Consider the following 13,125-nt stretch of genomic DNA (forward strand, 5'->3'; position numbering starts at 1 on the left):
GCTGATATGGGTATCGGTGGTTTCATCGCGGATGTCGCCGTCAGCACGGTCGTCGGGAAGGTGATTCCCGGTGGGGCGATTACGAAGGGGATCGTGGGTGGTGCGGCCGGTGGTGTGGCCGGCGAGTTCTGGGAGAACGGCCCGAGTATGGACGGGTTCATGTCCGGCGCCGGTCTGGGAGCCGCGGGCGGTGTGATCGGCGTGGGGGCGAGTAAGTTCGGGATGGGTAAGTTCCTCGAAAAACGTAAGGGTGCATTGGATGAGGCCCTGACGAAAGCGGGCGAGCCGAAAGCGGCCGCTACCTCCGCGGCGGGCGCACACAGTTCGGCCGATGGTGCTCTCACCGTCGCACAGCGGGAACTGGACACCGCCAACCAGGCGCTCACCGACGCCAACGACAGGCTCGCCGACATCCGAAGGCTCATCCGGCGGAACGGGAGCAGCAAATCGCTGCGGCGGCAGGAAATGGATGCCAAGCAGGCCGTTCGTGACGCGACCCGGAAGCAGGCCGACGCACAGACGGCCCGCGACGATGCCGTACTCACTCGGGACAACGAACTCGACAACTGGATTCGCCGGCAGGGCGAAGCCGACTCCGCGGCGGCAGGCTTGAAAAAGGCCGAAGACGCGCTGAAGAATTTCGACAAGCGGGCGGAGTGGCTGGGCAAATGGGGACAGCCGGTCCTCATCGGCGTGGGCTCGGCAGCTGTCCGCGAGGCGTACAACCACTTCTTTTCCTCGGACAAGGGTGGCGGTGATACCGCCCCGGGCGGCGCGGCCGGGAACAACATCCCGCTGGTGTGGGACGGCATCAAGCCCGCGAACGCGGCGGGAGTCATGGGAACGGAGCCGTTCGTCCAGCAGACGGGAGTCGACGCCAAGAGCGTGCCCGGTGGGTTCCTGTTGCGGCCGGAGAAACTGGATCCGAACCTGATCGAGTGGTACGGCGGGCTGAAAGACTCCTTTGCCTCCACTTTTGTCGCCAACTACGAACTCTACGGCGATCTGAAGAAGAAGAAAGAGATCGAGTTGAAGCCCGTTCCGACGTTGGCGAAGCGGGCCGCCGTGCAGAGCACCGGCGGTGCGGCATACAAAACTGCCGCCGAGGCGCTCGATAAAACCGCGGATCAGCTGACGACCCAGCAGGAGACCGTGGTGAACGCGCTCCCGAAAGTAAAGGAAGTCACGGCAACCGGCCAGGAGAACATCGGGTTGATCATCGCCGGGGTCAACGAATGGATGCAGACAAGGCTTCAGCAGGGCTCCGATGTCGAGGTCATCAATATATTGGGCCAAGGGTTCAGCGAACTGGCCGGGCAGCTCAAAGGGGACGCCGAGAAGAACGCGGAAATTGCCGAGGAGATCGCGAAGAAAACCGCTGCCTCCGACAAGGCCGCGTCCGAGGACCTGGCCAACTCCGTCGGCAGCTACGCGAATCAACAGCAGAACCCGGCCCTGAACCCCGACAGTTCGCGGATCGGCGTGAACAACCCCTACGACCCGGGCAATCTCCCCGGCTATTCCAACCCGCCGACGACCGCGGACCTGGAGGATTCCACCGACAAGTTCAAGCAACAGGCCGAAGACCTGCAGAAGCAGGCCGACAACGCGCTGGGAATCGGCAAGAGCCCGTCGACCGTCGACCCGGCCTCGTACAACTCGAACACTCCTTCGTACAACCCGAACACCGCCGGGGTCGGAATGAACGATCCCATGAGTGGGCTGGGAGGTTTGTTCTCCCAATTGCCGATGATGATGGCCAGCCAGGCGGCCATGCGCGGTATGAACGACTCTGATATGGCCGGGCGTTTCCGCGATATCGACCCGTCGCGCTACGACCGCGCTGCCGCCCCGACCATGCCACAGGCCACCCCGCCGGCCGGCACCACGCCGTGGTCGAACCAGGCGGCCGCGGCCACCAATGCCAACAACGCCGCCGCCGCTGCCACCCCGGCCCAGCCCGCACACAACCAGGCCGGGCCCCCGAACGGCGTCAACTCGAGCCAGACCGGCGTCGGTGTGCCCAAACGGGTCGCCGGCGAAGACGGTCTGGTGCCCTACGTGCTGCCGGACGGGCGTACGCAGCGGATTCCTCTCTCGGCGGCGCAGGGGCTCGACAGCGCGTTCGCCAACAAGAACGGCACCGACGCCAAGGCCGCCTATCAGGGGACCGCGGCAGCGTGGGCGAGCAACCGGGACATCGGGCCGGCTACCGATCCGTCCCAGCTGACCACCGGTGATGTCGCCACCTGGCTTTGGAAGCCGAAGAGCGAGCCGGAGCAGCCCGCACTGGTCCCGGCGGCGACGTCCGGCCAGCCCGCGGCCGTCGTCACCGTCGGCGGTGATACCGGGGACAAGGCGAAGCCGCCGAAGGACAAGCCGGATACGGGATCGGGCGACGAGCCGGAATACCGGACGGCGATAGTGGTCGCCTTCGGAAACGGGGAGAGTGGCACTCTGGAAGTGGTCGTGGCCGGGGAACTCCGGGAGTATACGCCGGAAATGTCGGATACTGAGGGTGACTTCGGTGAGTTCGCGGGCTTCAAGCATCCGAAGGGCCTGGAAGCCGCGGGCGACAAGGGGCAGGAGACGATGCAGACGTCCACCGACCAGACCGCGGCCGATGTGCCGGCGTTGACGGCGCCGGTTTAGCGGGTGAGAGGAGATGAGACATGGCGCTGAATGTCGATCTCGGTGAACTGGTATCGGTCGCGGGGCGTTCCGCGGACCTGGCCCGGCTCACCGGCGCGGCCGTACCCCGTGAATGGGTGCTCCCAGCCGGCTCCGATCCGATCTCCGCGCAGGCCGTCCCGCAGTTGAACGCGCAGGCGGCGGCACTGTTCAACGCCACCGTGGGGGTGCTGAACAAGATCCAGCGCGATGCGCACCTCATCGGGCAGGCCGCGGTGGAATATGCCGCCGCGGACGACGAGGGTGCCCGGCTGATCAACGGATCGGCGGGGGAGCTGGTGGACAATCCTGTCCCCGCCGTGGAACAGGTGGGATATCGCCGGGTTCCGCCGGGTTTGAGCAATATGCCGGTCACCACGGGCGACCCGCTGACCTTCGCGCGTCAGCTGCAGAGCGGGCCCGGTCCCGAACCGGCGCATCGATTCGCCGATTCGGTGCGACTTTTCAACACCAGTTCCCGGACGCAGGCCGCCGGTGATATGGACCGGGCGGGCTCGATCCTGCAGAACTGGAGTCCGGTGGGCTCACAGGTCGCGCAGCGGTTCACCACCTATCGTGGCTGGATGGACCAGCTGGGGGACGCGATGGAGAAGCTGGCGCAGGGTGTCGAATCCTATGGCAACGCGTTCGCCCGGGCGAAGGCCAAACATCCGACCCCGGAGGAGATCCTGGCCGCCCGTAAGAAGATGCTGGCGGCGGCGCGGTCCAAGAATCAGGCGGCCCTCGCTGCCGCGACCGCGGAATACAACGAGTTGAACGTGCGGTCGGGCGAAGCAACGGGTTCGTATGCCACCGAGACGGGTACGAGTATCGCGAATTCGTCGCAGAGTACGGGGGAGGCGGCGGCGCAGACCGGCGCCGGTGCTTCCGGTGGTTCCGGTGACGCGCTCTCCCAGATGCTCCCGATGCTCATGAGCATGATGCAGCTAGGCAGCAACGGTCTGTCCGATACCGGGGATATCTCCGACGACGACTGGTACGACGACTATTACGACGACTACGGCCTCGGGGATTACGCGGTACCGTCGTACGGAAGTCCGTCCGGGGGGTCGCCGTCGCTGCCGACGATGCCCGGCGGCGGGATACCGAGCGCCGCCGATGTGCAGACCCTGTCGGCGACGACGGCCATGCCGCTGACCGCCGCCAATACCGGCGGCAATATGGGCGGCGCGCCACGGGTGCCGGTGGCCGAGACCGCCGCGGGCGGCGGAACCGCCTACGGTCGCGGCGCCGCCGGCTCGCCGATGATGCCGTACATGCCCATGTCGCCGGGTATGGGTGGCGCGGGCGGCGGCGGCGCCGGCGGCGAACGCAACCGGGTGGTCGCCTGGCATCCGGACCGGCTCATGTACGTCGACGACACCCCGCACACCGAACCCGTTATCGGGGAACGGCCCACCATCGCGCCGACGGTCACTCAACCGACACCGTCGCCGGCCAACCAGGCCCCGTCTCGCTCCGGAGGAAACGCATGAGCATCCACCCCGATGTACAGGCCGCGCTGGACGCGGCCCGCGAGTTACGGCACCGCATCGCCGATATGCGCGAGCGTATCGACGATGTGCGGGCGCGGCGGCCCTCACCCAGCGGCACGGTGATTCCGGAAGTGGACGCGATGGGCCGGCTCACCAGCCTCTATCTGTCGCCCGGCACCGTGGATCGTTTCAGCAGCGCGGAACTGGTCACCGAAATCATGGCCGCTATCCGGGAGAGCACTCAGGACGCGGCCCGGCAATACCAAGTGATCATGGAAACGGTGATCACCGATGGTGTGGCGGCCGACGCCGAGCCGGGGAAACCTGAACCCGCCGGGGTCGGCGAGGCGATGCGATGACCGGGGCCATGGGCACGGAGACGGCCGAAGATTCGGTCTCGGCAGCCGACGCGATCGGCTGGCTACACGAGGAAGGCCTGGCCCGGCTGGCGGCGCTCGGGTCCGGTTCACCCAACCCCGCTGTCGCCTTCGCCGTCGACGTGGCCACCGGGATCGTCACCAAGTATCCGGCCGCCAACGGCGGTATCGGCGCGGATTCGAGCACGGTCTCCGCCGACGATCTGCCGTTGCCGGTGGACGGTCCCAACCGGTTGGTGATCGTTGGGATAACCAACAGCGACCAGCTGCTGGTGGTGGATCTGGCCGGTTCGCTGGTGCTCGGAATCAACGGGGACCGGCCCGAACTGGCCGCGCGGTCCTGGGTGACCCAGCTGCTGCTGAATCCCGCGATCACCGTCACCACCAACAACGCGGATGTCGCGATCGGTAACAGTCCGCGCTGCCGCAAGAGCTTCATTCCGGGCGGCGGTGGGTCGATCGTCAGTGTGGACGACGGGAATCCCCCGGTGACCACGATCTCGATGAACGCCGATGTGGACGGCGCCGACTATCTGGACCTCATCGGTGACGGAAGTGGCGAGATGTATCTGGGCGCGCGGGTCTGGCCGCTGCGACTGGCGATGACCATCGGCGACGAACCGTGGTCGGCGCTGTCGGAAACTCTGGCCTAGGCTCGGCGAAACCCTGCAGGAGACGCAAATGAACGACGATTTCGATTACGACGACACCGACGAGGGGCTCGACGGCACCCCGAGCACCAAATCCGTGGGGCCGCCCCAGGTGCACGAGGTGTTCAACCCCGACCACACCGTAGGCGTGGCCTGCGACCGCGACGGGGAAATCGTGGGGTTGCACATCACCGACGACGCCCGGGAAAACGGCGACACCTGGTTGAGCGCGGAGATTCTCAAGGTCGCGGGGCTCGCGCACGCGAAGTCCCGGCTGGGGCTGCGACGCGAGATGGAGGCCAACGGCGCCCGGCCCTACACCATCGATTCGTTCGGCCTGCCGACCGAAGCCGCCTATCAGGCTCTGGAGGACCAGGCCTTCGGCCTCCGCCCGGCCTGACCTGGGCACAGGACAGACAGGACACGACCATGGTGGACATTGTTTCCCTCGACGCGGTGACGTCGAGCGTGGGTGAGGCAGCGGGAGCTCTCACGGTGATGACCGACAGCGTCGGCACCACCGTCGATTCGCTGGTACTGCAATCGAAAGCGGATTCGCCGCTGGACCGGAACATGACCGGAAAACTGGACTGGATCCGGGACACCTTCGCCGCCGCGGCCGCGGCGGTCGCCGGACAATCCGATACCACTGTGCAGGCCACCGATCACGGTAGAACGGTGCTCGGCAACGCCGATATCGACGGCCGCGGCGTCGTCCATTCCGCCGCGGTCTGACCGGACACGATGGCGCCGGAGCAGACCAGCCCACACTGGAACCGCATCGTCGGCGACGACTGGCCACAGATACCGCCGTCGGCGTGGCACGGCCTGGCGAGCTCTGCGCGCGAGGGCGCCGAGGCGCTGAATCTCTCCGATGTCGAACAGGCACGGCACGCGTTCGACGAGACGGTCCGGCGTTCGGCCGGGCTGGCGGAGATCCGGCGCGCCCTGGTCGCGCTGGAAGAGAACCCGCGTGCCTTCGCGGCGGCGCTGTCGGCCGCGGCAGACACTTTCGATACGTTCGGTGATGTGGTGCGGCGCACCAGGAATCAGATCCTCGACGTGGTCGACGATGCCACCGACCGGATCGAGCAGGCCACCCGCGGTGACAACAACGGCGACGACGAAGAGGGTGACGAAGCCGAAGCCGAGGCCGACCGGCAGGCGACCGAGCAGATCCTCGGCGAGGCCCGCGGAGAGGTGGTCGATATTGTCAACGCGGCACTGAATTCGCTGGGACCGCAGGGGCTGCCCCGGTTGGACGATATCGCCGAGGCGCTCGGTCAGCCGGGTCCGTGGCGTACCGGGGGGACGGTCCCGCACACCCCGCGCCGGCGCCCCGGCCCGCACGGTGGTCCCGACCACCACGACCACCCGGGGCGGCACACACCGGGTTACGACGGCGGGCCGTGGGTTCCCGGCTTCGAGCGGCCGATACTGCCGAATCCGGAGCTCGGCCGGATACTGATCGATCTGATCGACGATCTGCTGCGACCCGGACCGGATCAGGTCGGGCCGCAGCCGCTCTCGCCGACCGAGGTCCGATTGCCGGTGAACGCCGGTGAGATGCCCGGCGGCCCCGCGGTCACCGGGCCGGCCCCCGGCCCCGGCCCGGTGACCGCCGATCCCGGGCCAGGGCCCGGCGCCCCGGGGTATGTGCCCCCGGCACCGCGCGTCGAGGACGCTGCACCGCAGCCGGATGTCCACGGTGGAGCCGGCGGTGCCGCCGTGCCCGAGGTCGCGGCGGCCGATACCCCGAGCGACGAACAGGCCGCAGCGGATGTTCCCGCCCACACGGAGGTATCGGAACAGCTCGATCGTGAAGTGCAGATGCACCGCGACAACGGCTCCGCCGACGCGTTGGGTGTGCTCCGGGGAACCGGCGCACCGGCCGCGGAGTCCGAGGAGCATCCGGCCGCACCGGCCGCGGCACCGCCGATCTTCCCGGCCGCAGTGGCATCGGCGACGGGAGCCGCCCCGGCGGTCACGTCGGCGACCGCCGCGAATACCGGGGCGCAGACGCCCGCCACGTCGGCGGGTGGCTCGGCCCCGGCCGCGGGCACGGTGTCCTCCGCTCAGGCCGGCCGGGGAGCCGCGGTCCCCGTCGAAGCGCATCGCGGGCCGGGAGCGACCGGCAAAGCGCTCACGCCCGGAGCGTCCTCGGCCGTCAGCGCGGTGTCCCCGGGGAAGCAGCCCGTCCCCATACCGGACGGTGATGCGAGCGCGGGGAAGTCCGCCGGGCCGGGCGAACTGGTACACGACGCGGTCGGCGCCGCCATGCTCTCGGCGTCGGCGCCGTCGTTCGTGGTGGGGGAAAGGGTCGATGGTGACCTGGTACTGGCCCGCACCCTGCTGGGCGGTATCCGAGCGGTCACCGATTCGTGGGTGGTCGGCGTCGACTGGGCCGTCGGGGTGCTGCGCCACGCCACCGGGGTGAGCGCTTTCGTCACCTCGAACGAGGGACGGGGCTGGCTGCCCGCTCGGCTGTATCTGCCGAGCGAGGTGTCGCTGCCGTGGTTGTGGTCGGTGGCCGAGGGGTGCGGCTGGGAGGGCGTCGCGGATCCGGCCAGGGTACTGGTGGAGTTCGCGATCGCCTGGGGCGCGAGATCCGGTGCGAAGCTATCGGCGCTGGCGTCGTCGCAACCGATCGATCCACAGCTGGGCCGTCTGCTCGGTACGGTCGCGCTGGCAGGCTCGGTGCCGCCGTCGGACACTATGGACCTGCGCAACCCCGCCCCGGGAACCCTGGACCGGCTGGGAATCACCGCCGCGCCCGGATTGCTCGACCGGGCTGCCAAGGTGCCCGACAGCGGGATCGCGGTGCGTTGCCTGGAATTGGCGGTGGACGCGCACACACGCGTCGCGCGGGCCGAACTGCCGGCGGTGGACACCATGGACGCTCCGGCGATCAGGCTCCGCATTCTGCGTGCCCTGCGGGACGGCCGGGATTTCGCGGACAGCTGGTGGGAAGAGATCCAGGACGCCGACGATCTGATCGCCGCCACCGCGCTGGGACATCGGGCCGATACCGGTCGTATCGGGCTGGGCGAACTCCGTTCCGACACGGCCGCTCTGGATCCCGGATCGGAGTTGTCGCTGTTGCGCACCCTCACCTTTCAGCGTCGGTGCAACGAACTGGTCCTCCTACTGGCCGAGGAGCGGTCGCGGCAGACCTTGCGCGATGCGGTGTACGCGCACGCGCAGATCCTCGGACACCCCTTCTTCGCATCGCCGCCGGCGGCGCCACCCGCTCCGCGCCGCGCCACGGTGAGTACGGCCTCGGTGCGCTGAGGTCCCGGGTTCGGGCCGACCGTACGGTCTCCCCAGCATTGGGGAGAATCGACAATGAGGATGAGTCGCTGGTGGGAAAGGATTGATCGAGCATGCCGGAATGGCTGGATATCGACCCTGCGGTACTGCGCCAGCTGGCTAGCCAACATCGGCAGGTCGCGGCGGAAACCCGGGAATGGGCCCAGCCACCGGCCGAATGGCTCGCGAACTTCGAACCCACCTATGGAAAGATCGCGAACCCGGTCAAGGAAGCGCTGGAACGTTATTACGAGGCGCGGCAACGGGCGGGCGAGGCGCTGGCGCGGGAGCACGACCAGACCGCCGACTCGTTGATCGAATCGGCGGAAGCCTACGAGCGGACCGACCTTGAAGGTGCCGCGAATATCGGTAGAGCGCTGGAAGATTCCGATGGTCCGCGCGGGATCGGCGATCCGGGTATTGCGCCGGCGAGCATCCCCTCCGGGCCGCCGTCGGGCCCCCCGCCGGGCGGACCGGCCGGTGAATCCGCGACACCGGGTGCCCCGGGCACCCAGATGCCCGCTGCCGCGGCGTCCCCGGGATTGCCGGGCGCTGCGGGTGGTGGGGATACCGCCACCAACGGCGCGGCCGCGCCCGCACAGAGCGGCGAAGTACCCGGCGGCGCTGCCGCCCCGCCCGGCGCCGTGCCGGCGGCCGGCGACCGGGTCGCCGCGACGGGCGCGTCGCCGATCACCGCGGGCCCCGCGGGTGGTTCGGGCGTCACCGGCGACACGGTTCATCCGGGCAGCGTCGTCAGCGGCCCCGCCGGCGGCGGCCAGGAAGGCCGGGCCGCGGCGGCGACGCCGCCGACCGGCGCGGACGCGGGTACAGCGAGCGGACCTCCGGTCCCGATCATCGGAACTCCTTTCGATTCGGCGGTGGCCTCGGCGAAGGATAAGGCGTCCGAACCCGCCTACATCGTCGGCGACGTGGTGAACGACGACCTCGTGCTCGCCAAGACCCTGCTCGGGGCCGTCCTCGCCGCCACCGAATCAGCGGTCGGGATGACCTGGGCGGTGGCGGTCCTGCGCGGGCCCGGTGGCGCGGGCATGTTCATCACCTCCAACGAGGGCCGCGGCTGGATGCCCGCCGGTCTGTTCCTGCCCCGCCAGGTCTCCACACCGTGGTTGTGGGACGAACTGCTCGGTGCCGACGGCGAAGTCGCGGCTCCTTGGGAGGGTGTCTCCGACCCGGCACGGATCCTGGCCGAATTCGGGAAGGCATGGGGCGCCAAGGCCAATGCCGTGCTTTCCGCGCTCGCCTCGTCCGGGCCGATCGATCCCGGTCTGCAGAGCCGGCTGCCCGATGCCGCGATGCAGGGACTCGTCGGGCCGAGCTACGAGCTCGATCTTCGTGTCCTCACTCCCGATACCACTGACCGCCTGGGCCTCACCGGCTCCGCGCCGGCGCTGGAGTCCGTGGCCGCGGTACCCGATGCCGGAGTACGGGCGCGCTGTGTGGAACTCGCGCTCGACGCACACGCGCACCTGGGCCGCTCCGTGCCGGGGCACTATGACAGCGTGGGCGCCCGCGGTATCCGCGACCGCATCCTGGCCCGGGTCGAAGCCGGCGAAGACATCCCCCGGTCCTGGTGGGACGAGCTCCGCGACGCCGATGATCTGCTGGCTGCCGCGATGATCTCGCAGCGGGTGGATGTGGGCCGGGTCGATCTGGGTGCCATCCGGGTCGGCGAGGAGGTGAGCGCGTTGCGGGCCATGGTTTGGGAGCGACGTTGCAACGAACTCGTCGCGCTGCTGGATCAGGACCCGGATCGGCAGAGTCTGCGCGACGCGGTGTACGCGCACAGTCAGATCCTGGAGCACCCCACGTTCGTCGCCGCACCGGCGGCGGTATCCGCCGGGGTCGACGAGCAGGTGGTACGCCCGGCCGGTGGTTCTACGGGCGTATCGGCCCCCGTGGAACCTGGAGCCGTCGCCGGGACGGATGCGCCGCGGCCTGCGGTGGCCGCCCCGCCGACCGGAGCCGTCGCCGCGCCCGATACCGGTGCTCCACCGGCGGGGGCGGTGCCGCCCTCGGTGACTCCGCCACCGGAGTCCCGCGGAGCGGCTTCCTGATGCCGGTGCCCTCCCGCGGGGAGCGGGAGGGGACGGGGGCGAAACGGACGGTGGACCGAGCTTCCGGTGCCGGTCTCCGAACACAGGGTTCCAGTGGTGGGCGGCCCGGGTAGTGAACCGCTCGGAGCTGTTGTCCGGCCATGAGCCGTGGAGATGATCGAAGGGGCCGCGCGGCGGATTCCGATGATCCGCTGCGTATGAAGCCGGGGGCGAACCGCGCGGTGCGTGGTCCGGAGTGGTGCCGTTGCTCGCTCGCGGGGTGCGAGCAACGGCGTCACACCTGTTTGCTGGGAGGTGTCGGGCCGTAGGGAATTTCGCTCTGCGTCTGCGGCGGCTGGTTCTGTGGCGGGGTGTCGCCCTGCGGGGGCGCGGCGTTGTCCGGGGGGGCCGTGGTCGTAGGATCGCTCGGCGTGGGGCCGGGTGACGGAGCGGGCTGACCGGGCCGGGCTTCGTCGTCCTTGTCGTCCTCGTCGTCCTCGTCGTCTTTCTGACCGAGGAGTTCCGGGAGCTGGCCGAGCATGGGCATCAGCGCCATGGGCAGCATGGCGAGCATCGGCAACATGGAACCGAGACCGCCGGCAGCACCCGCCGCGCCCGCTCCGCCGCCGGCCGCTCCGCCGCCACCGGCGGAGCCTCCCGAGCCGCCGCCCGCCGCGCCGACGTTCACATTCTGCGCGTCCTGCACCTTGTCGTGGATCTTGGTCACCGCAGCGGCGACATGATCCATGATGGTGGCTTCCTCGGCCGGTTTGAGCTTTTTCGATCCCACCGAGCGCAGGGCGGTGTTCAGGTCGGCCACGACGTGCTGGATGGAGAACAGGGTCTGGGCCTGCTCGGCGGCGACCATCTGCGAGGTACCGTCCACCTGCGCGTCCATGCCGACCATGGTGTCCTGCCGCGCACCCGCCGAGAACACCTGCTGCTTGTACTGGTCCACACCTTTGCCCGCTTGGGGCAGGTCGAGAGTCCGCACCTTGTCCGGAGTCTTCCCGTTTTTCGGTGGAGGTGGTGGGTCGGACCGGCCGAAGCCGAGTACGTCGACCGACTGCTGGATGGTGCTCTGCGCCTGCCCGATAAATGTTTTCAGCTCGGCGGAACCGCCCGGCGGCACCACCAGTGTCACCTGGTATCGGGGTTTGTCCGGGCCGGAGTTGCCGACGATCTGCATCCCACTCTCGGACGTGGGTCCGCCGGTACGCGCCGCGACGGTCTCGCCGGTCGCGGTGTCCTTCTTGCTCATCAGGGTGGTCGGCTGGGCCCCGGCCGCGCCGGGCACCGGCGGACCGGGACGTGGCTCGCCCGGCCGCGCGCCGGGGGGCCGGTGGCCGCCTGTGGTTCCGGGGGTATCGAGATCCGCGTCTGCCGTCGCTGTGTCCATCCGCTGTCGTCGCCTCCCGTGATGTCCACTTTATTGTGTTGTCTTCCTAAGGATGGGAATACGGGAGGCGTCGTTCATCGGCGTGTTGTCGCATAGTCGAACGGACAACAGAGGCATGATTGCCGAGTAATTGCCCGGGGTGCTGGGGCAGAGAGGTAAGTCGGTGCGATGAGCGATGATGAGCTGATCGCATGCCGGCACTGACCGACGATGTGCACGGTGTGTTGCGCGAGCTGCTCGGGTTGTACGGGGCCGGGCAGCCGTCCGAGCGTGCCTCGGTCACGCTCGCGCAGGCCATGGCCGCGGATCTCACCCGGCTCTCCGGTGGGGGCGCCCGTGGCTACGGTGATGCGCTGGGCCAGCAACGTACGGTGCTCGACACCCAGTACGGCCGGGACGGGTTGGTAACCAAAACGGTCGGTGAATCGGGGGCCGGCACACTGAACGGACGCGGCGTCCTCAGCAGTCAGATCTCCGATCTGCAGGCTCGGATCCAGGCCATCACCTCCATCGGTGACACCCGGTTCAGCGGCCCGGCACTACTCGACTCGGCTCAGCAGACGATCACGAACGCGACCAGGCAGGTGAACGCCGATATCGACGCGGCACGCAAACAAGCGGCCCAGATCATGCCGCCGGTGGCCCTCGCCGAGCGCACCCGGAAAGCGTCGGCGCCGCAACGCAAGCGGCGGCGCCGCCGACCCCGCATGGTTTCCGGGCAACAGGTCAGCAGGGTGGCCCATCAGCCGTCTCGCCGGGGTATCCGCCGCAACTGGGACAAGACCCGCGGCGGCCGGGCGGCCCAGGTAGCGGATGGCGCGCTCGGCCTGCCCTACATCTGGGGTGGCGGTGGCGCCGGTGGGCCCAGTGGCGGCGGCTTCGACTGCTCCGGGCTGACCCAGTACGCCATCGCCCAGGCCACCGACGGTGAGGTGGTGCTCCCACGCACCACCTATGAGCAGATCTACTCGGGTGAGCGCATCGATCCGCGCGACGTGCGGGCCGGTGATCTGGTGTTCCCGGCGTCGTCGTTCAGTTCGCGCGGACCCGAACACGTTCAGCTCGCCGCGGGAAACGGTATGGTGATCGAGGCGCCGTATTCCGGCGCCACCGTGACCTATTCCCCGATGCCCCCCAGCGCCGTCGTCGTACGGGTCGTCTGAGCGGAAC

The 13,125-nt window shown here is 69.1% G+C and carries 10 protein-coding genes; 9 read left to right on the forward strand and 1 reads right to left on the reverse strand.

What is annotated here, in order from left to right; genetic code table 11:
- Nucleotides 1-6 precede the first annotated feature (6 nt).
- From ACQPYS_RS05765 to ACQPYS_RS05800, 8 genes are all read left to right on the forward strand, one after another.
- Nucleotides 7-2,652, forward strand: a complete 2,646-nt coding sequence (locus ACQPYS_RS05765) for a hypothetical protein (protein ID WP_431941508.1) — start codon at nucleotides 7-9, stop codon at nucleotides 2,650-2,652.
- Between the two features lie 20 nt (nucleotides 2,653-2,672).
- A complete protein-coding gene (locus ACQPYS_RS05770) occupies nucleotides 2,673-4,166 on the forward strand; it encodes a PPE domain-containing protein (protein ID WP_433491896.1) in 1,494 nt (497 codons plus the stop codon).
- The gene (locus tag ACQPYS_RS05775; protein ID WP_431941506.1) at nucleotides 4,163-4,525 is read left to right on the forward strand and encodes a YbaB/EbfC family nucleoid-associated protein; all 363 of its coding nucleotides are present in this window, start codon (nucleotides 4,163-4,165) and stop codon (nucleotides 4,523-4,525) included. Before ACQPYS_RS05770 ends, ACQPYS_RS05775 begins: the two co-directional genes overlap by 4 nt.
- Nucleotides 4,522-5,196, forward strand: a complete 675-nt coding sequence (locus ACQPYS_RS05780) for a hypothetical protein (RefSeq protein ID WP_431941505.1) — start codon at nucleotides 4,522-4,524, stop codon at nucleotides 5,194-5,196. Before ACQPYS_RS05775 ends, ACQPYS_RS05780 begins: the two co-directional genes overlap by 4 nt.
- 28 nt (nucleotides 5,197-5,224) lie before the next feature.
- Nucleotides 5,225-5,593: a hypothetical protein gene (locus ACQPYS_RS05785; RefSeq protein ID WP_063042436.1), complete on the forward strand. Its 369-nt coding sequence runs from the start codon at nucleotides 5,225-5,227 to the stop codon at nucleotides 5,591-5,593.
- Between the two features lie 29 nt (nucleotides 5,594-5,622).
- The gene (locus tag ACQPYS_RS05790; RefSeq protein WP_063042438.1) at nucleotides 5,623-5,928 is read left to right on the forward strand and encodes a hypothetical protein; all 306 of its coding nucleotides are present in this window, start codon (nucleotides 5,623-5,625) and stop codon (nucleotides 5,926-5,928) included.
- Nucleotides 5,929-5,937: 9 nt separating this feature from the next.
- Nucleotides 5,938-8,484, forward strand: a complete 2,547-nt coding sequence (locus tag ACQPYS_RS05795; RefSeq protein ID WP_433491897.1) for a hypothetical protein — start codon at nucleotides 5,938-5,940, stop codon at nucleotides 8,482-8,484.
- A 92-nt stretch (nucleotides 8,485-8,576) separates the two neighbouring features.
- Complete coding sequence (locus tag ACQPYS_RS05800; protein ID WP_433491898.1) at nucleotides 8,577-10,577, forward strand: type VII secretion target; 2,001 nt, start codon at nucleotides 8,577-8,579, stop codon at nucleotides 10,575-10,577.
- 274 nt (nucleotides 10,578-10,851) lie between these two features.
- On the opposite strand, the gene ACQPYS_RS05805 is transcribed toward ACQPYS_RS05800, so the two are convergent.
- A complete protein-coding gene (locus ACQPYS_RS05805) occupies nucleotides 10,852-11,955 on the reverse strand; it encodes a hypothetical protein (RefSeq protein ID WP_433491899.1) in 1,104 nt (367 codons plus the stop codon).
- A 191-nt stretch (nucleotides 11,956-12,146) separates the two neighbouring features.
- On the opposite strand from ACQPYS_RS05805, the gene ACQPYS_RS05810 reads away from it, so the two are divergent.
- The gene (locus ACQPYS_RS05810) at nucleotides 12,147-13,118 is read left to right on the forward strand and encodes a C40 family peptidase (protein WP_431941501.1); all 972 of its coding nucleotides are present in this window, start codon (nucleotides 12,147-12,149) and stop codon (nucleotides 13,116-13,118) included.
- Nucleotides 13,119-13,125: the final 7 nt, after the last annotated feature.

Source organism: Nocardia grenadensis, from assembly GCF_050942415.1.
Lineage (GTDB): Bacteria > Actinomycetota > Actinomycetes > Mycobacteriales > Mycobacteriaceae > Nocardia > Nocardia grenadensis.

Coding starts and splice junctions, on each gene's coding strand:
- ACQPYS_RS05805 (WP_433491899.1), bottom strand. CDS start 11,955: ATGGACACAGCGACGGCAGACGCGGATCTCGATACCCCCGGAACCACA.
- ACQPYS_RS05800 (WP_433491898.1), top strand. CDS start 8,577: ATGCCGGAATGGCTGGATATCGACCCTGCGGTACTGCGCCAGCTGGCT.
- ACQPYS_RS05765 (WP_431941508.1), top strand. CDS start 7: ATGGGTATCGGTGGTTTCATCGCGGATGTCGCCGTCAGCACGGTCGTC.
- ACQPYS_RS05775 (WP_431941506.1), top strand. CDS start 4,163: ATGAGCATCCACCCCGATGTACAGGCCGCGCTGGACGCGGCCCGCGAG.
- ACQPYS_RS05770 (WP_433491896.1), top strand. CDS start 2,673: ATGGCGCTGAATGTCGATCTCGGTGAACTGGTATCGGTCGCGGGGCGT.
- ACQPYS_RS05795 (WP_433491897.1), top strand. CDS start 5,938: ATGGCGCCGGAGCAGACCAGCCCACACTGGAACCGCATCGTCGGCGAC.
- ACQPYS_RS05780 (WP_431941505.1), top strand. CDS start 4,522: ATGACCGGGGCCATGGGCACGGAGACGGCCGAAGATTCGGTCTCGGCA.
- ACQPYS_RS05790 (WP_063042438.1), top strand. CDS start 5,623: ATGGTGGACATTGTTTCCCTCGACGCGGTGACGTCGAGCGTGGGTGAG.
- ACQPYS_RS05810 (WP_431941501.1), top strand. CDS start 12,147: ATGCCGGCACTGACCGACGATGTGCACGGTGTGTTGCGCGAGCTGCTC.
- ACQPYS_RS05785 (WP_063042436.1), top strand. CDS start 5,225: ATGAACGACGATTTCGATTACGACGACACCGACGAGGGGCTCGACGGC.